Genomic DNA, 16,986 nt, shown 5'->3' with positions numbered 1-16,986 from the left:
CGCAACCGCATTCCACAACGGACTGGACCACGTGGACATCTTCGGCATACCGCACCAGGCCTTCCTGGGCCAGCTCATGCTGGGCCTGGTCAACGGCTCCTTCTACGCCATGCTCAGCCTCGGCCTGGCCGTGATCTTCGGCCTGCTGGGCATCGTGAACTTCGCGCACGGCGCGCTGTACATGATCGGCGCCTACGTGGCGTGGCTGGGGCTGGAGTACTTCGGGCTCAACTACTGGTTCGCGCTGCTGCTGGCGCCACTGGTGGTTGGTGCGCTGGGTGTGGTGATCGAGCGCACGTTGCTCAAGCAACTCTACAAGCTCGATCCGCTCTACGGGCTGCTGCTGACCTTCGGGCTGGCGCTCATTGCCGAAGGGGTGTTCCGTGAGCAGTTCGGTGTCTCGGGCCAGCAGTACCCGGTGCCCGAGCTGCTGCAGGGTGCCACCAACCTGGGCTTCATGGTCCTGCCCAACTACCGCGCCTGGGTCATCGGCGCCTCGCTGGTGGTGTGCCTGGGTACTTGGTTCCTGATCGAGAAGACGCCGCTCGGGGCGACGCTGCGTGCAGGTACCGAGAACCCGGCGCTGGTGCAGGCCTTCGGCATCAACGTGCCGGTGATGGTGATGCTCACCTATGCCGCCGGCGCCGGGCTGGCGGCACTGGCGGGCGTGCTGGCCGCGCCGGTGATTCAGGTCACGCCGTTGATGGGCAGCAACCTGATCATCGTCGTGTTCGCGGTGGTGGTTATCGGCGGCATGGGCTCGATCCTGGGCTCGATCCTCACCGGGCTGATGCTGGGTCTGGTGGAGGGCCTGACCAAGGTCTTCTATCCCGAAGCTTCCAGCATCGTGGTGTTCGTGATCATGGCCATCGTGCTGGTGCTGCGGCCCGCCGGCCTGTTCGGCAAGGAGAAATGATGAGCACCGCCTCTTCTGCTGTGACCCTGGAGCGGCGTTCCCGGCTGCTGTGGCTTGTCGTGCTGGCGGTGTTGGTGGCCGCGCCGTTCATCGGGCTGTACCCGGTGTTCATGATGAAGGCGCTGTGCTTTGCCATCTTTGCCTGCGCCTTCAACCTGCTGCTGGGCTTCACGGGACTGCTGTCCTTCGGGCACGCGGCCTTCATGGGCTCGGCTGCCTACGCCACGGGCTGGCTGGTGCGCAGCGCGGGCTGGTCGCCGGAGCTGGGCGTGGTGGCGGGCACCGTCATCGCGGCGCTCATCGGCCTGCTGGTTGGGCTCATCGCCATCCGGCGCCAGGGGATCTACTTCGCCATGATCACGCTGGCCATGGCGCAGATGGTGTACTTCGTGTGCCTGCAGGCGCCGTTCACCGGCGGCGAGGACGGGCTGCAGGGCGTGCCGCGCGGGCACCTGCTGGGCTTCATTCCGCTGGCCGACGACGTGGCGATGTACTTCGTGGTGCTGGCCGTCTTCGTGGCCGTGTACCTGGGCGTGATCCGCATCGTGCACTCGCCCTACGGGCAGGTGCTCAAGGCCATCCGGGAGAACGAGCCGCGCGCCGTCTCATTGGGCTACGACGTGGACAAGTACAAGCTGCTGGCCTTCGTGCTCTCCACCGCCATCGCCGGCCTGGCCGGCGCGCTCAAGACGCTGGTGCTGGGCTTTGCCACGCTGTCGGACGTGCACTGGTCGCTCTCGGGCGAGGTGGTGCTGATGACGCTGCTGGGCGGCATGGGCACCTTTGCCGGTCCGGTGCTGGGCTCCTTCACCATCATCGGGCTGCAGAACTTCCTCGCCGACCGCGTGGGCTCGTGGGTGACGGTGATCATCGGCGTCATCTTCGTGGTGTGCGTGGTGGCCTTCCGCCGCGGCTTCGTGGGCGAACTGCTGGCCTGGCAGCAGCGTCGGCGCAAGGTGGACGCCTGAGCCGAGCCTTTTCTTTCGTCGGGCTTTGATTGCGGCCGCACCCGCTAGCCGGAGCCCAGAAAGCCCGCTATGCCCGCCGCCTCGGCGGGCATTTGTCTTGCTCTCGCCCCGGGTGCGGCTGCGACGCTGCAGGCTACCCGCTGCGGTGGCTGTCCGCAGCCACCGTCCACACACGCAGCGGAGGTCGGCTATGGCGGTTCAGCGAATGACCAAGACACAAGTGCCCGTGTCCTTTGGAGCCTTCAAGCCCGTGGGGCATGTGGTGATTGCCTTTCCCGATGACGCGGCGGCACAGCAGGCCGCGCGCGATCTGCGCGCGCTGGGTTTCGGGCCAGAGGACATCCTGTTCTACACCGGTGAAGAGGAGGGCCGCGAGATGCGCGAGCTCCTCGAAGGCGTTTCCGGTACGGCCGAGTTCGGCCACGAGATCGTGCTCATGCGCCGCTACTGCGAACTGGCACGCGAGGGCTGCGGCTGGCTGATCGTGTTCGCGCCCGAAGACGAGCAGGCGCTGCGGGTGGGCGAGGTGGCGCATCGTCATGGAGCGCGCCTGGCCGAACGCTACCACCGCCTGGTGGTGGAGGACATGCTGTAGCCCGGCCGGGTCCACCAGTCCTCGGCACCGCGGCTCAACTCTCGAACAGGTCTCCGGCGCCGGCCTTGGGCGCCACGCCCAGGTGCCGGTAGGCCGCCAGCGTGGCGATGCGCCCGCGCGGGGTACGCTGCAGGTAGCCCTGCTGGATCAGGTAGGGCTCGATCACGTCCTCGATGGTGCCGGGCTCCTCGCCGATGGCCGCGGCCACGTTGTCCAGGCCCACCGGGCCGCCGTCGAAGCGGTGCACCACCGCCTCCAGCAGCTTGCGGTCCATGAGGTCGAAGCCCTGGGGGTCCACGTCGAGCATGGCCAGCGCGGCCGAGGCGATCGCGCCGCCGATGCTGCCGTCGCCCTTGACGTCGGCGTAGTCGCGCACGCGGCGCAGCAACCGGTTGGCGATGCGCGGCGTGCCGCGCGAGCGTCGTGCGATCTCCATCGCTCCCTCAGCGTCGATGGGCGCCTCCAGCAGCCCGGCCGAGCGCGTGACGATGCGCGCCAGCTCCTGTGGCGTGTAGAACTCCAGCCGCGCCACGATGCCGAAGCGGTCCCGCAGCGGGTTGGTGAGCATGCCTGCGCGGGTGGTGGCGCCCACGAGCGTGAAGGGCTGCAGATCCAGCTTGATCGAGCGTGCCGCCGGGCCCTCGCCGATCATGATGTCGATCTGGTAGTCCTCCAGCGCGGGGTAGAGGATCTCCTCCACCACCGGCGAGAGGCGGTGGATCTCGTCAATGAACAGCACGTCGTGCCGTTCCAGACTGGTCAGGATGGCCGCTAAGTCCTTGGGTTTTTCCAGCACCGGGCCGGAGGTCTGGCGCAGATTGACGCCCAACTCCGCGGCAATGATGTGCGACAGCGTGGTCTTGCCCAGCCCCGGTGGGCCGAACAGCAGCACGTGGTCCAGCGCCTCGCGCCGTTTGCGTGCCGCGCCGATGAAGATCTCCAGCTGCTCGCGCGCCTTGGCCTGGCCCACGTACTCGCGCAGCCCCTTGGGCCGCAGCGCTTTCTCGAAGGCCTCCTCGTTGGGCGTGCCCGGGGCGGCGCTGACGACGCGGCGCGAGGGGGCGCCCGCGAATTCGTCCGTCTGTATGCTCATACAGCCATTATCGGCCGCCCTCCGGGGCTGGCTAAGATGCCGCCGCTCAAGTCCTGCGCCCTTGCCGGGGCGGCTGCTCCGAGGTTGAGACTGCCCATGAACCGCCTCTTCCTCCGGCCTGTTACGGCGACTGCAGTGCTGCTGGCCGTCGCTCCGGCGTCGGCTCACGTCGCCGTGGAGTCGGCCATGCCGTCCGGCGGCCACGATCACCATTGAAGCGAGATCTCGCCATGAAGCTCCCGACCCTGCGCCAAGGCCTGCTGGCTGCCGCGCTGCTGTTGAATTCCGCCGCCTGGGCCCAACCGGGCACCGTCCAGGCTCGCGATGCCTGGGCTCGGCCCACCGTGGGCGGCCAGCCCGTGGGCGGGGCCTATTTGCGCTTGCAGAACACGGGTGGCACGGCCGACCGGCTGCTGGGCGCCAGTACGTCCGCGGCCGAGCGGGTGGAGTTGCACAGCATGCAGATGTCCGGCGACGTGATGCGCATGCGCCAGGTGGACGCCATCGAGCTGCCCGCGGGCACCACGGTGGAACTGGCACCCGGCGGCCTGCACCTCATGCTCATGGGCCTGAAGGCGCCGCTGCGCACGGGTGAGCGGCTGCCGCTGGTGCTGCGCTTCGAAAAATCCGGCGAGGTGAAGACCGAGCTGGTGGTGGGCAACCGTGGCCCGAGTGCCGCGGCGTCAATGCCCGCGCACATGCACGGACACGATCACAAGCAATGAGGCGCGGCGCGCCTCAGCGCGACAGCGCCCGCAGCGCGAGCTTGATGCCCTCGCTCACGCCGACGTCGGCCGGCAGGGCCTTGAGCGCGGCGCTGGCGTCGCGCTCGGCGTAGCCCAGCGCGATGAGCGCCTGCACGATGTCGGCTTGCGCGTCGTTGGCCACCGTGACCGGCTGGCCCAGATCGGGGCCGAGCTTGCCCTTGAGCTCCAGCAGCAGCCGCTCCGCGGTCTTCTTGCCGATGCCTGGTACCTTCACCAGCCGCCCGCTCTGCTGCTGACTCACCGCCTGAGCCAGCTCGGCCACGCTCAAGCCCGAGAGCAGCGACAGCGCCATGCGCGGGCCGACGCCGCTGATGCGGATGAGCTGGCGGAAGGTCGCGCGCTCCTCCACCGTGAGAAAGCCGAAGAGTTGATGCGCGTCCTCGCGCACCACCAAGTGCGTTAACAGCGTGACGCGCTCGCCCAGCGCGGGCAGTTGGTAGAAGGTGCTCATTGGCACGTCCACCTCGTAGCCGACGCCGCCGACGTCGAGCATCACCAGCGGCGGCGACTTCTCGACGAGCTGTCCCTGCAGGCGGCCGATCACGGGCGGCCTCCGCGCGGGTTGCGGACATGAAAAAGCGGCGCTTGTGCGCCGCTTGCGTGGAAGGCGGGAAGGGTTCTTTTGATCATCGGCTCCGGCCGAACAGTCCTAGCCGCTGTGCCTCCAGCGCAGCCTCGGCCCGGGAACTGACGTTCAGCTTCCTGTAAATCTGTTTCACGTAGTCCGCGATAGTGTGCCGCGACAAATTGAGCTGCACGCCGATCTCGGGCAGGGTGAAGCCCTTGGCCACGCGCAGCAGCACTTCGCTTTCGCGTTCGGTGAGCTGCACATGCGGCATCAGCGGCGCTTGCGGCTTGGCCTGCGCGGCAAAGTAGGCAATGACGCGCCGCGCGATGGAGGGCGACAGTGGCGGTTCGCCCTGGCTGATGCGCTGCAGCTGCTCGGTGATGAGCTCGCGCGGCTGTTCCTTGAGGATGTACCCATAGGCACCGGCCTGCAGCGCGGGGAAGAGGTGCTCGTCGTCGTCGTGGATCGTTACCACCACCGACTGCGCCTCGGGCTGCTGTTCGCGCAGCGCCGTCACCACGTCCACGCCGGAGCCGTCGGGCAGCCCCAGATCGACCAGCGCAAGGTCGAAGCGCAGCGCTGAAACCAACCCCAGTGCATCGTGCACGCGTGCACTTTCAGAGATCTCTGCATTGGGGAACACCTCCATCACGAGACTTTTGAGCCAGGTGCGGATCTGCGGCAGGTCTTCGAGGAGCAGGATGTTCTTCACAGGGCCTCCACTGAAGTCACGGGTTGTGTGTAGTTCATGGTAACAGCGGGCCTGTTTGGGCCCACTTGCCCAGGGGCCCGCGTCTGGAGGGATGACGCGTGCTTGTTTTCAAACCGCCACGGCATGGCGCTCCAACGGCAGCGTGAGGCGAATGACGGTGCCGTAGCCAGGACCGGATTCCACCAGGCACTGGCCCTGCAGCTGCTTGGCGCGGTGCTTCATGCTGGACATGCCGTGGCCGCGGTCGAGCCGGCCGTCAAGCTCCATCGGGATGCCGCGCCCGTTGTCCTGAATGGCGAGCTGGAAATCGCCGCCTTCGATCTGGCAGGTCACGGTGCAGTGCGTGGCGCCGCTGTGCTTGATGATGTTGTTGACCGCCTCGCGCAGGATGCGCGTGGTCTGCACGTAGGCGCGCGCCGACAGTGTCTGCGGCATGTCCTCGGTCGGCGCCACCCAGCGCGCCTCGATCCCGGTCTGCGCCAGGCGGCTCATGGCCTCGGCGCGCCAGTCGCCCAGCGCGTCGATGAGCCGCACGGGCCGGCCGGTGAGGCCGCGCACCGACAAGCGCATTTCCTCCAGCGCTTCGCGCGCCAGCGTGGAGATGCGCTCGTTGTCGCTGGTGTGCACGATGGTCAGCAGCTTGGCGCCCAGGTCGTCGTGCAGGTCGGCGGCAATGCGCTTGCGCTCACGCTCGGTGACCTGTTCGATGCGCAGCTCGGTGAGCTGCGCGAAGTTGCGTTCGATCTCCTCGGTGGCCTCGCGGATGCGTGCTTCCAGCACGCGGCGGTCGGCCTCGGCGTCCTGCAGCGCGCGCCCGTGCAGCTGCACCAGGCGCAAGCCCATGCCGATGAAGGTCAGCGGCAGCGACAGATGCACCAGCGCCAGCACGGTCGAGCCCGGCGGCTCCCGCAGCGCCAGCAATTGCACCAGTACCAGCGCGGCGGCGCCCGCGATCAGCATGCCCACCACCCAGCCGTGCGGTCCGCGCCGACGCCAGGCACGGCGCAGGAACCGCGCCAGCGCCACGAGTACCTCCAGCGTCAGCAGCGTGGCCCAGGCGTTGGCCAGCAGGTGCACGCGCGCCGGACCGCCCAGCAGCAGGCTCGCGGGCACCAGCATGCACTGCAGCAGCAGCACCAGCCCCGCGCCCGGCACGCGGTGGCCGGCGCGGCGCAGCAGGAACTGCACCGCCGCTAGCGTCACCACGGGCATGAGCGAGGCCAGCACCACCTCGGTCTGGAATCCAGTAAAGGGCAGGTCACGCCAGCCCAGCCGCGCAGTCAGCAGCGCCGAGCCCACTGCCAGCACGCCGAAGTAAGCCAAGTGGCTGTGGCGCCGGTTGAGCCAGCCCAGCACGCACATGAAGCCGCCCAGCAGCAGCAGGCTGCCGCTGAGCACCAGCGGCAGCGTGACGTTGAGCGTGAGATGGCGCTCGTGCAGCGGTGCCAGCGTCGCGTGCGGGCCGATCTGCAGTGCCGACAGCCCGCCCGCGCGCAGCCGCGAACCCACGCGCTCCAGCGGCTCGCCTGCCACCTTGATGTCGAGCAGGTTGCCCCCGGGGCGCAGCAGCGCCGCCGGCAGCGTCACGAGCTGGGCATGGTGGCAGTTGCGCGACACGGGCTCGCGCATGCGCCCGGCCGCGTGCAGGCGCTGGCCGTTGATCTGCACTTCCAGGTTGCTGCAGGCGCGCTCGACGTACAGCGCCAGCACCTCGCCGCTGTCCTGCGCGATCGGGGCGTCGAAGCGCACGCGGTACCACACCGGTCCCGCATGGCCCGGGCGCGAGGCGTTCCAGTCGTCGGGCAAGGCCACCGTGCGCTGCGGCGCGTTGCCCGGGAAGCGGGCGCTGTCGCCTTCGGCGCTGAGCGCCTGCTCGATGCGCAAAACGTCCGCCACGGCCGCGGTGGCCAGCATCAGCGTCAGGACCAGCAGCGCCAGAAGGCGCCGCCACGGTGCGCCGGAGTGCAGTAGGAGCATGGAAAGATTGTGCAGGAGCCTCCCGCCAAAACCGCCCGGCCGGCGCGGCTTGAGGCTGCGGCGACAATGCCGGCCCCGTTTCCAGACCCGAGGCCGTCCTTTGATACTGCGCCACGCCTTCATCCCGCTCGACAACGAACGCCTGTCGCACCTGTGCGGCGCCACCGACGAGCACTTGCGCGCCATCGAGGACGCGCTGGGCGTCAAGCTCTCGCGGCGCAACGAGTCCTTCCGTATCGAGGGCACCAAGCGCGAGGCCGAGCGCGCCGCCGCGCTGCTGCAGCGCCTGTACGACCGGGCCAGCAAGCCCATCCCGGCCGAGGCGCTGCAGCTGGCGCTGGCCGAAGCCACCAGCGACAACGCGCCCGCCGGAGGCGACGGCGCGGCCGGCAGCCCGGGCGGCGAAGTGGTGCTGCATACCCGGCGCGCCGACCTGCAGGGCCGTACGCCCAACCAGGTGCAGTACCTCAAGAACATCCTGGCGCACGACATCACCTTCGGCCTGGGCCCGGCGGGCACCGGCAAGACCTTCCTGGCCGTGGCCTGCGCGGTGGATGCGCTGGAGCGCAGCCAGGTGCAGCGCATCATCCTCACCCGTCCGGCGGTGGAGGCCGGCGAGCGGCTGGGCTTCCTGCCCGGCGACCTGACGCAGAAGGTCGATCCCTACCTGCGCCCGCTCTACGACGCGCTCTACGACCTCATGGGCTTTGACCGCGTCACCAAGGCCTTCGAGCGCGCGACGCTGGAGATCGCGCCGCTGGCCTTCATGCGTGGGCGCACCCTGAACCACGCCTTTGTCATCCTGGACGAGGCGCAGAACACCACGCCTGAGCAGATGAAGATGTTCCTTACCCGCATCGGCTTCGGCAGTAAGTGCGTGGTGACGGGCGACACCAGCCAAATCGACCTGCCCAAGGGCATGACCAGCGGCTTGGTGGACGCCGAGCGCGTGCTGCAGCGCGTGCGCGGCATCGCCATGACGCGCTTCACCGCTGCCGACGTGGTGCGCCACCCGCTGGTGGCGCGCATCGTGCAAGCCTACGAGGCCGCCGATGCTCGGGGAGACCGCTGAGATGGCCGCCGCCCGTCCCGAGCTCAGCCTGTCGCTGCAGTTTGCCGACCCCGCGCACCGCGCCGAGTTGCCGCGCCACAAGGTGCAGCGCTGGATCCGCGCCGCGCTGGACGAACTGCCGGCCGAGATCACCGTGCGCATCGTCGGCGAGGAAGAGGGCCGCGCGCTCAACCGCGAGTTCCGCGGCAAGGACTACGCCACCAATGTGCTGACCTTCGACTACGCGCACGAGCCGGTCGTGGTGGCCGACCTGGTGCTGTGCGCACCCGTGGTGGCGCGCGAGGCGACGGAGATGAAGCTGCCGCTGGCCGACCACTACGCGCACCTGTTGGTACACGGCACGCTGCACGCACAAGGCTTTGACCACGAGCAGGACGACGAGGCCGAGGCCATGGAAGCGCGCGAAACTGAAATCCTGCTCGGCCTGGGGCTGCACGACCCCTACACCAAGGTCTGAGCGCGCTCCGTGCGGGGCTTTCAGCGCCGCGTCGTTCCCAGGTAGCGCTTGCGCCAGAAGAACCAGCCCAGGCCCACGCCCAGCGCCACCATCAGCGCGATGGCGATCCACACGCCGGTGCCGGAGTGAATCAGTGGCAGGGCGTCAAAGTTCATGCCGAAGAAACCCGTGATCAGGTTCAGCGGCAGGAAGATGGCGGTGAGCACGGTGAGCGTGCGCATGATGTCATTGGTGCGGTGGCTGAGGGCGGAGAAGTGCATCTGCACCGCCGTCTCGGCTGACTGCTCCAGGCGCCGCACGTGCGAGAGCACGCGCTCGATGTGCTCCTGCACGTCGCGCGAGCGCACCTTCAGCAGCTCGAATTCGCGCGCCGGAGGCGCCTCGTGCGGCAGGGGCAGTTCCTCCAACCCGTCGATCCATTCCTGCAAGGCCGCACGCTGGTCCTCGCAGGTGTCCTCCAGCAGGTGCAGCGCGTTGCGCGCGTCCAGCAGCACCTGCCAGTCGTGGAAACGGCTGCGCGGGTGCAGCAACGCCTGCTGTAGCGCACCGAGCTGGCGCGTGAGCAGGCGGCGCAGGTCGAGGTAGCTGTCCACCATGTGGTTGACCATGCGCAGCATCAGGTCCGCCGGGCTGGCCGGCAGGCGTGAGCCGCCACGCTCGCGCATGCCGCCAGCGGCGGACAGGCGCTTCTCGAAATAGGCACGCACCGGGCATTTGGGCGGGTGCACGGTGACCAGGACCCTGTCGTAGATGGCAAAGCCCACCGGGCTGGTGTCCACCAGGGCCGGCGCGGGCTGCGGAGCGATGGCCGTGCCCAGGGCTGCTGCGGCAGCCGGGGGCTGGGGACGCCATTCCCGCCGTTGGACCCGCTGGATGACGGGCCCGCCGAATCGGGCGCGGAGGCCGTGAGACGGCGGAACACCAGCAGGTCGTACCAAGAGGTGTAGTCGAAGTGGCTGGGCAGCTGCGCGTTGAGCAGGTCGGAGATGTGCAGATCCACCAGCGCGCCGCAGTCCCAGCGTTGCAGCGCGTGCTGTAGCGCGGGCACCGCGGCCTCGAAGGCCGGGCGCTCGCAGCCGATCCAGAGAAAGCCCTCCAGCGGCAGCGCCGTGGGCAGCGCGTCCAGCGCCACCGCGCCGTCGGCGCCGATGTAGAGCACGCGCACTTAGCGTCCGCGCAGCAGCCGCGCGGCGTCCAGCGCGAAATAGGTGAGCACGCCATCGGCGCCGGCGCGGCGGAAGGCCAGCAGCGACTCCATCATCACCGCGTCGTGGTCGAGCCAACCGTTGGCTGCGGCGGCCTTGAGCATGGCGTACTCGCCGCTGACCTGGTAGGCGAAGGTGGGCACGCGGAACTCGTCCTTGACGCGGCGCACGATGTCCAGGTACGGCATGCCGGGCTTGACCATGACCATGTCCGCGCCCTCGGCGATGTCCAGTGCCACCTCGCGCAGCGCCTCATCGCTGTTGCCCGGGTCCATCTGGTAGACCTTCTTGTCGGCCTTGCCCAGGTTGGAGGCGCTGCCCACGGCGTCACGGAAGGGGCCATAGAAGGCGCTGGCGTACTTGGCGCTGTAGGCCATGATACGGGTGTGTACGAGCTTGGCCTCTTCCAGCGCGGTGCGGATGGCGCCGATGCGCCCATCCATCATGTCGCTGGGCGCAACGATGTCCACGCCGGCCTGGGCCTGAGCCAGGGCCTGCGCCTTGAGCACGGCCACGGTGGCATCGTTGAGGATGTAGCCAGTTTCATCGAGCAGCCCGTCTTGGCCGTGGCTGGTGTAGGGGTCCAGCGCCACGTCGGTGAGCAGGCCCAGTTGCGGGAAGCGGCTCTTGAGTTCCCGCACCGCGCGAGGCACCAGGCCTTCGGGGTTGGCGGCTTCGCGGCCGTCGGGCGTCTTGAGCGAGGCGTCGATGACGGGGAACAGCGCCATCACCGGCACGCCCAGACTGACGCACTGCTCGGCCACGCTGAAGAGCCGGTCCAGGCTCATGCGCTGCACGCCGGGCATGCTGGCCACGTCTTCGACACGGTTGCTGCCTTCGAGCAGGAACACCGGCAGGATCAGGTCTTGCGGCGCCAGGCGGTGTTCGCGCACCAGCGCGCGGGTGAACTCGTCGCGGCGCAGACGGCGCGGCCGGCTGGCGGGGTAGGGGGGCAGGATGTGCACGGCAAGGCGTCCTTGGATGAGGCGCGGAAACCGGTGCAGCCGCGTGGCGAATGAAAGGCCCGTAAGCCCTCGTGACCGGCCCGCATTGGGCAGGCAAGCGCCTGCTAGACTGGAACTCGAATGATAGCCGCGAGGCTTCATTCCCTGCTTTTCCTCCCTGAGCAGGTGCCTTGACGTCATGACAGCGCAAGGCTTGCGGCCCCGGGCAGCGCCCGGGGCTTTCTTTTTTGTCTCTGGCTCTCTGGCCGCCTCGCTGCAGCGCAGCGGGGCACGGCGGGCGCTGCCGATAATGGCCGCATGAGTTCCGCCTACCTGTGGGTCAAGGCCCTGCACATCGTCTTCGTGGCCAGCTGGTTTGCCGGCCTGTTCTATCTGCCTCGACTGTTCGTGAACCTGGCCATGGTGCCGGCGGACTCGCATGCCGAGCGCGAGCGGCTGCTGCTGATGGCGCGCAAGCTCTACCGCTTCAGCAGCATGCTGATGGTGCCGGCCCTGGCGCTTGGCCTGTGGCTGTGGCTGGGTATCGGGGTGGGCAAGGGAGCAGGCAATGGTTGGTTGCACGCGAAACTGGTGCTGGTGGCTGGTGTGATCGGTTACCACCATGTCTGCCGCACGCTGCTGCGCCGCTTCGAGCAGTCGGGCAATCAGCGCAGCCATCGCTGGTTTCGCGTGTTCAACGAGGTCTCGGTGCTGCTGTTCACGGCCATCGTGATCCTGGTGGTGGTCAAGCCCTTCTGAGCGCTGCCGTGTCTGTGGTGAAGGTGCTCGAAGTCCGCGGCACGCATCGGGTGCCGTGCCGGCGCTGCGCGGAGCCACGACGCTGATGGCGCAGCGGCGCAGCTCGGCCACCGTGCCACTGTCAGCGGCCTTCGCGCTGCTGATCGTCTACGCGAGCCTGTACCCCTTCAGCGGCTGGCGCTGGCCGCCGGGGCAGTCGTTGCAGTCGCTGCTGACGCTGCCCTGGGCGCAGTACCACATCGCCTTCGACATCTGGGCCAATTTCATCGGCTACATGCCGCTGGGTGCGCTGCTCTACGGCGCCGGCGTGCGCAGCGGCTGGCGTTGGGGCTGGGCCCTGGCGCTGGCGGCGCTGTCGCCGATGCTGCTGTCGTACACACTGGAGCTGACCCAGAGCTTCCTGCCCGAGCGCGTGCCCAGCCGCGAGGACTGGTTGCTCAACAGCGGCGGCGGCGTGGCAGGTGCGCTGGTGGCCGCGGCGCTGGCGGCCCTGGGCGTGCTGCGGGTGTGGCAGTCGCTGCGCGACCGCTGGTTCATCCCCGCCAGCGCCGGGGCATTGACGCTGTTGCTGCTGTGGCCCATGGCGCTGCTGTTCCCTACACCGGTGCCGCTGGGGTTGGGCCAGTGCTGGGACGAACTGCGCGAACTGGCGCGGCTGGCGCTGGAGGACACGCCCTGGGCGCCGGCCGCCGAGTCGTGGCTGCGCCCGTCGTCGCCGCTGCACACGCCGCTGTCGCCGGCCACCGAGATGCTGTGCATTGCGCTGGGCCTGCTGGCACCGTGCCTGGTGGCTTTTGCCGCGATGCGCTCGCGTGCGCGCCGCGCCGTGCTGACTCTGGGCGCGCTGGTGTTGGCCCTGGCGGTGAGCACGCTGTCCACGGCGCTGAACTTCGGCCCCGAGCATGCGCTGGCCTGGCTCACGCCGACGGCGGTGCCGGGACTGACGCTGGGCCTGCTGGCCGCGCTGGCGTGCTGCATGCTGCCGTCGCGGCTGGCGGCAGCGGTGGGGCTGATGGTGCTGACGGCGCAGGTGGTGGTGGTGGCGCAGGCGCCGGAGAACGCCTACTACGCGCAGAGCCTGCAAGCTTGGTCGCAGGGACGCTTCATCCGCTTCCACGGGCTGTCGCGCTGGCTTGGCTGGCTGTGGCCCTATGCCGCTGCGGCCTGGCTGCTGGTGCGCGTGGGGGCGCGCGACGAGGGCTGAACCGCTGGTAGCCCGGGCCGCCGGCGGGGCTCGAACGGGCCCGAACCTTGTGGCGTGAAGGCCTCGTCCAAACGCTCAGCGGTGCGGCGGGTGACGGGTATCACGGCCCGCCGCGCGGCAACTTCCGGTGACCTCCTGTAAGTAAAACCCCGTCCCTACAATCCCGGGGATGAGCTACTACAAGCACCACATCTTCTTCTGCCTGAACGCGCGGGAGAACGGGGAGGCGTCCTGTGCGCAGCACGATGCGCAGGGGGCTTTCGACCACTGCAAGGCGCGCGTCAAGGCCGCCGGGCTGGCGGGTCCGGGCGGGGTGCGCGTGAACAAGGCCGGCTGTCTGGACCGCTGCGCCGGCGGCCCGGTGGCGGTGGTCTATCCCGAAGCCACCTGGTACACCTTCGTGGACAAGGAGGACATCGACGAGATCGTCGAGTCCCATCTCAAGGAAGGCCGTGTGGTGGAGCGCCTGCTGCTGCCGCCGGACGTGGGCCGCTGATGAACTCCAAAACCCAGCGCTTGCGCGTGCCGGGCCCGGCCGGCGAGATCGAGTGCGCCCTGGACGTGCCGGCCGAAGGCACGCCCCGCGGTCTGGCCGTGCTGTGCCATCCCCACCCGCAGCACGGCGGCACGATGGACAACAAGGTGGTGCAGACCCTGGCACGGGCCTGCGTGCAGATGGGCTGGCGCAGCGTGCGCTTCAACTTCCGTGGCGTCGGGGCTTCCGCCGGTGCGTGGGACGAGGGGCGTGGCGAGATCGAGGACGCGCTGGCCGTGGTCGCGGCGATGCGCCAGGGCGACGAGCCGCTGCTGCTGGGCGGCTTCTCCTTCGGTGGCTTCGTGGCTTCGCACGTCGCGCAGCGCGTGCAGCCCGCGCCGCAGCGCCTGGTGCTGGTCGGCCCGGCTACCAGCCGCTTCGACGTTGCCACCGTGCCGGCGGACACGCTGGTGGTGCACGGCGAGCAGGACGAGGTGGTGCCGCTGTCGGCCACGCTGGACTGGGCGCGCCCGCAGTCCCTGCCGGTGGTGGTGGTGCCCGGGGGCGGCCATTTCTTCCACGGCCAGCTGCCGCTGCTCAAGTCGATCGTGCTGCGCCACCTCGCGCACTGATCTTTTTCTCTTCCTGCGTGCCGCACGTCGCCGCACGGGCGGCGCGTTGACGTTTCCCACTTTAGATTTGCCATGAAACGCCTGATCGCCTTCCTGCTGGCCTTGCCGCTGGCACTTTCGAGTTTTGCCCAGGCGCCTCAGCCGCCCGAGATTGCGGCGCGCGAGTACATCCTGCTCGATGTCTCCAGCGGCCAGACCCTGGCAGAGCGCGAGGCCGATGCGCCGGCCGACCCGGCCTCGCTGACCAAGCTCATGACCGCCTACGTGGTCTTCAATGCGCTGCGCGACAAGAAGCTCACGCTGGAGCAGACGCTGCCCGTGAGCCAGCGCGCCTGGAACGAGCGCAAGGGCGGCGCCTCGGTGATGTTCATCGACACCACCATGAGCCCCAAGGTGGACGAGCTGCTGCGCGGGATGATCGTGCAGTCGGGCAACGACGCCGCGGTGGCGCTGGCCGAGGGCGTGGCGGGCTCCGTGGAGGGCTTCGTGGCCATGATGAACCGCCAGGCGCAGGCCTGGGGCCTCAAGAACACGGCCTTCAAGAACGTCACCGGCATCACCGAGCCGGGGCACCGCAGCACGGCGCGCGACATGGCCGTGATCGCCGCGCGCATCATCCGCGACTTCCCCGAGTACTACCCGTACTACGCGCTCAAGGACTACACGTACAACAAGATCCGCCAGGACAACCGCAACCTGCTGCTGCGACGCGACCCGACGGTGGACGGCATGAAGACCGGCTACACCGACGCCGCGGGCTACTGCCTGGTGGCCAGCGCCAGCCGCGACTTTCCCAACGGCAAGCGCCGGCTGCTGACGGTGGTGCTGGGCACGGCCTCGCGCGAGGCGCGCGCCAGCGAAAGCCAGAAGCTGCTGAACTGGGGCTATGGCGCCTTCGACAACGTGCGCCTGTTCGAGCCGGGCAAGGCCATCGTCACGCCCGAGGTGTGGAAGGGCGTGGCCTCGCAGGCCAAGCTCGGTGCTGCCACCGGCGTGGTGGTGACGGTGCCCAAGGGCGAGGGCCAGCAGTTGCAGACCAAGGTCGAGCGCAGCGATCCGCTGGTGGCGCCGCTGTCGCAGGGCCAGCGCGTGGGCACCGTCAAGGTCAGCACCCGCGCCGGCACGCCGGTGACGGAGGTGCCGCTGGTGGTGCTGGAGCCCGTGGAGCAGGCCGGCTTCGTGGGCCGCACCTGGGATGCGCTGCGGCTGTGGATCAAGTAACCTGACCTGCTTGCCACCCTGATCCCCAGAGCAAGGAGGAGCCACGATGCATCCTGCGCCGATCCAGCCCGAGAGCCTGTGTTTTCTTAACGGGGAGTTCCTACCGCTGGGTCAGGCCCGGGTGCCGGTGCTGGACCGAGGCTTCCTCTTCGGCGACGGGGTTTACGAGCTGCTGCCGGTGTACGGGCGGCGCCTCTTCCGCTTCGACGACCACATGGCGCGGTTGGAGCGCAATCTGGGCCGGCTGCGCATTCCCAATCCTTGCGGCCGCGAGCAGTGGCTCGCGCATGCGCGGCGGCTGATCGCGGCGCAGGACAGCGAGGACCAGTCGCTGTACCTGCAGATCACGCGCGGCGTGGCGCCGCGCGACCACGTCATGCTCGAAGGGCTCGTGCCCACGGTTTTCATGATGAGCAGTGCCGCGCGCGTTCCCACGCCGGAGCAGCGCCACCAGGGCGTGGCCTGCATCACGGCGCGTGACTTCCGCTGGGAGCGCTGCGACCTCAAGACCACCTCGCTGCTGGGCAACGTGCTGGCGCGCCAGATCTCGGCCGACCATGGCGCCAGCGAGACCATCCTGCTGCGCGAGGCTGCCAGCGGCATCAGCTACCTCACCGAGGGCTCGGCCAGCAACGTCTGGATCGTGCACGAGGGCGCACTGCTGGGTCCACCCAAGAGCGAGCATGTGCTCGAAGGCATCCGCTACGAGTTGCTGCGCGAGTTGTGCGAGGAAGTGGGTATCGCCTACAACCTGCGCCCCATTCCCGAGGCGGATCTACGTGCAGCCGACGAGATCCTGCTGAGCTCCGCGGCGCGCGAGGTGCTGCCGGTGACGCGGCTGGACGGCGAACTCGTGGGTCATGGCGCGCTGCGCGGCAAGCCCGGCCCGGTGTACGGCCGGCTGTACGAGGCCTACCAGCGCGCCAAGGCCTTGCAATCGATCTGAGCCGCCCCACCTTTCCTGACGGGCGCGGTGCTTGCCGTGCCCGTTTTTCATTGTGCGGCCCTGGGGCCGCTAACCCGTAGTCAGGCCATGAACACTGCCGCCACGCCCCGCGATTCGCTCATCGAGTACCCGAGCCCCTTCCCGATCAAGGTGATGGGCGCGCATGTGGAGGGCTTCGAGGAAGCGGTAGTGGCGGTCGTGCTGCAGTTCGATCCAGGCTTTGACGCCGCGACCGTGGAGCGCCGCCCCAGCAGCAGCGGCAACTACCTGGGCCTGACCGTCACAGTCACCGCCACCAGCCGCGAGCAGCTCGACGAGCTCTACCGTACCTTGACCACCCACCCGATGGTCAAGGTGGTGTTGTGACTTCGGAGGGCGCGGGCGCATTGTCGGCTTCCAGCCGCTGCGACAGCGCGCGTGCCTTAACCCTACAGTTGTAGTTGCTGGAAGAGCGTGCGCCGGCGGTGGCATGCAT

At 69.0% G+C, this 16,986-nt stretch carries 19 protein-coding genes; 13 read left to right on the top strand and 6 right to left on the bottom strand.

Features of this window, described 5'->3' with window-relative positions; translation table 11 throughout:
• The first annotated feature begins 31 nt into the window (after positions 1 to 31).
• From Q0741_RS17720 to Q0741_RS17710, 3 genes are all read left to right on the top strand, one after another.
• Positions 32 to 916 carry a branched-chain amino acid ABC transporter permease gene (locus tag Q0741_RS17720; protein WP_298234517.1) on the top strand — a complete coding sequence of 295 codons (885 nt, stop codon included), beginning with the start codon at positions 32 to 34 and terminating at the stop codon, positions 914 to 916.
• Positions 916 to 1,884: a branched-chain amino acid ABC transporter permease gene (locus tag Q0741_RS17715; RefSeq protein WP_298234516.1), complete on the top strand. Its 969-nt coding sequence runs from the start codon at positions 916 to 918 to the stop codon at positions 1,882 to 1,884. Before Q0741_RS17720 ends, Q0741_RS17715 begins: the two co-directional genes overlap by 1 nt.
• Positions 1,885 to 2,089: 205 nt before the next feature.
• Positions 2,090 to 2,479: a hypothetical protein gene (locus Q0741_RS17710; protein WP_298234515.1), complete on the top strand. Its 390-nt coding sequence runs from the start codon at positions 2,090 to 2,092 to the stop codon at positions 2,477 to 2,479.
• Positions 2,480 to 2,513: 34 nt separating this feature from the next.
• Here Q0741_RS17710 and ruvB read toward each other — a convergent pair whose 3' ends face one another.
• The gene (gene ruvB, locus Q0741_RS17705) at positions 2,514 to 3,572 is read right to left on the bottom strand and encodes a Holliday junction branch migration DNA helicase RuvB (RefSeq protein ID WP_298234514.1); all 1,059 of its coding nucleotides are present in this window, start codon (positions 3,570 to 3,572) and stop codon (positions 2,514 to 2,516) included.
• A 230-nt stretch (positions 3,573 to 3,802) separates the two neighbouring features.
• Between ruvB and Q0741_RS17700 the strand changes: the two genes are divergently transcribed.
• Positions 3,803 to 4,297: a copper chaperone PCu(A)C gene (locus Q0741_RS17700; protein ID WP_298234513.1), complete on the top strand. Its 495-nt coding sequence runs from the start codon at positions 3,803 to 3,805 to the stop codon at positions 4,295 to 4,297.
• Between the two features lie 13 nt (positions 4,298 to 4,310).
• Here Q0741_RS17700 and ruvA read toward each other — a convergent pair whose 3' ends face one another.
• The 3 genes from ruvA to Q0741_RS17685 all read right to left on the bottom strand — a co-directional run bounded on the left by ruvA (position 4,311) and on the right by Q0741_RS17685 (position 7,596).
• Entirely contained in the window at positions 4,311 to 4,883 is a 573-nt protein-coding gene (gene ruvA / locus Q0741_RS17695) for a Holliday junction branch migration protein RuvA (protein ID WP_298234512.1), read from the bottom strand.
• A gap of 82 nt (positions 4,884 to 4,965) precedes the next feature.
• On the bottom strand, positions 4,966 to 5,619 hold the full coding sequence (locus tag Q0741_RS17690; RefSeq protein WP_028996861.1) for a response regulator transcription factor: 654 nt from the start codon (positions 5,617 to 5,619) through the stop codon (positions 4,966 to 4,968).
• A gap of 108 nt (positions 5,620 to 5,727) precedes the next feature.
• Complete coding sequence (locus Q0741_RS17685; RefSeq protein ID WP_298234511.1) at positions 5,728 to 7,596, bottom strand: sensor histidine kinase; 1,869 nt, start codon at positions 7,594 to 7,596, stop codon at positions 5,728 to 5,730.
• 100 nt (positions 7,597 to 7,696) lie between these two features.
• Between Q0741_RS17685 and Q0741_RS17680 the strand changes: the two genes are divergently transcribed.
• Together Q0741_RS17680 and ybeY are read left to right on the top strand one after the other, a co-directional pair.
• On the top strand, positions 7,697 to 8,668 hold the full coding sequence (locus Q0741_RS17680; RefSeq protein ID WP_298234510.1) for a PhoH family protein: 972 nt from the start codon (positions 7,697 to 7,699) through the stop codon (positions 8,666 to 8,668).
• 1 nt (position 8,669) lies between these two features.
• Positions 8,670 to 9,125 (top strand): rRNA maturation RNase YbeY, encoded by a 456-nt coding sequence (gene ybeY, locus Q0741_RS17675; RefSeq protein ID WP_298234509.1) that lies wholly within the window; start codon positions 8,670 to 8,672, stop codon positions 9,123 to 9,125.
• A gap of 20 nt (positions 9,126 to 9,145) precedes the next feature.
• Here ybeY and Q0741_RS17670 read toward each other — a convergent pair whose 3' ends face one another.
• Together Q0741_RS17670 and hemB are read right to left on the bottom strand one after the other, a co-directional pair.
• A complete protein-coding gene (locus Q0741_RS17670) occupies positions 9,146 to 9,904 on the bottom strand; it encodes a magnesium transporter CorA family protein (protein WP_367184137.1) in 759 nt (252 codons plus the stop codon).
• 386 nt (positions 9,905 to 10,290) lie between these two features.
• Positions 10,291 to 11,295, bottom strand: a complete 1,005-nt coding sequence (hemB, locus tag Q0741_RS17665) for a porphobilinogen synthase (RefSeq protein ID WP_298234508.1) — start codon at positions 11,293 to 11,295, stop codon at positions 10,291 to 10,293.
• Positions 11,296 to 11,592: 297 nt separating this feature from the next.
• Here hemB and Q0741_RS17660 point away from each other — a divergent pair, with 297 nt between their 5' ends.
• The 7 genes from Q0741_RS17660 (at position 11,593) to Q0741_RS17630 (ending at position 16,877) form a co-directional block, all read left to right on the top strand.
• Positions 11,593 to 12,033, top strand: a complete 441-nt coding sequence (locus Q0741_RS17660) for a CopD family protein (protein ID WP_298234507.1) — start codon at positions 11,593 to 11,595, stop codon at positions 12,031 to 12,033.
• A gap of 55 nt (positions 12,034 to 12,088) precedes the next feature.
• Complete coding sequence (locus Q0741_RS17655) at positions 12,089 to 13,237, top strand: VanZ family protein (protein WP_298234506.1); 1,149 nt, start codon at positions 12,089 to 12,091, stop codon at positions 13,235 to 13,237.
• Between the two features lie 169 nt (positions 13,238 to 13,406).
• On the top strand, positions 13,407 to 13,733 hold the full coding sequence (locus Q0741_RS17650; RefSeq protein ID WP_028996853.1) for a ferredoxin: 327 nt from the start codon (positions 13,407 to 13,409) through the stop codon (positions 13,731 to 13,733).
• Positions 13,733 to 14,344: an alpha/beta fold hydrolase gene (locus tag Q0741_RS17645; RefSeq protein WP_298234505.1), complete on the top strand. Its 612-nt coding sequence runs from the start codon at positions 13,733 to 13,735 to the stop codon at positions 14,342 to 14,344. Before Q0741_RS17650 ends, Q0741_RS17645 begins: the two co-directional genes overlap by 1 nt.
• 72 nt (positions 14,345 to 14,416) lie before the next feature.
• Positions 14,417 to 15,565: a D-alanyl-D-alanine carboxypeptidase family protein gene (locus Q0741_RS17640; RefSeq protein ID WP_298234504.1), complete on the top strand. Its 1,149-nt coding sequence runs from the start codon at positions 14,417 to 14,419 to the stop codon at positions 15,563 to 15,565.
• 46 nt (positions 15,566 to 15,611) lie between these two features.
• Entirely contained in the window at positions 15,612 to 16,511 is a 900-nt protein-coding gene (locus Q0741_RS17635) for a D-amino acid aminotransferase (protein ID WP_298234503.1), read from the top strand.
• A gap of 87 nt (positions 16,512 to 16,598) precedes the next feature.
• On the top strand, positions 16,599 to 16,877 hold the full coding sequence (locus tag Q0741_RS17630; protein ID WP_298234502.1) for a DUF493 family protein: 279 nt from the start codon (positions 16,599 to 16,601) through the stop codon (positions 16,875 to 16,877).
• Positions 16,878 to 16,986: the final 109 nt, after the last annotated feature.

Source organism: uncultured Azohydromonas sp., from assembly GCF_937926365.1.
Classification (GTDB): Bacteria; Pseudomonadota; Gammaproteobacteria; order Burkholderiales; family Burkholderiaceae_C; genus Azohydromonas.
This window is presented reverse-complemented; position numbering and strand designations above follow the sequence as displayed.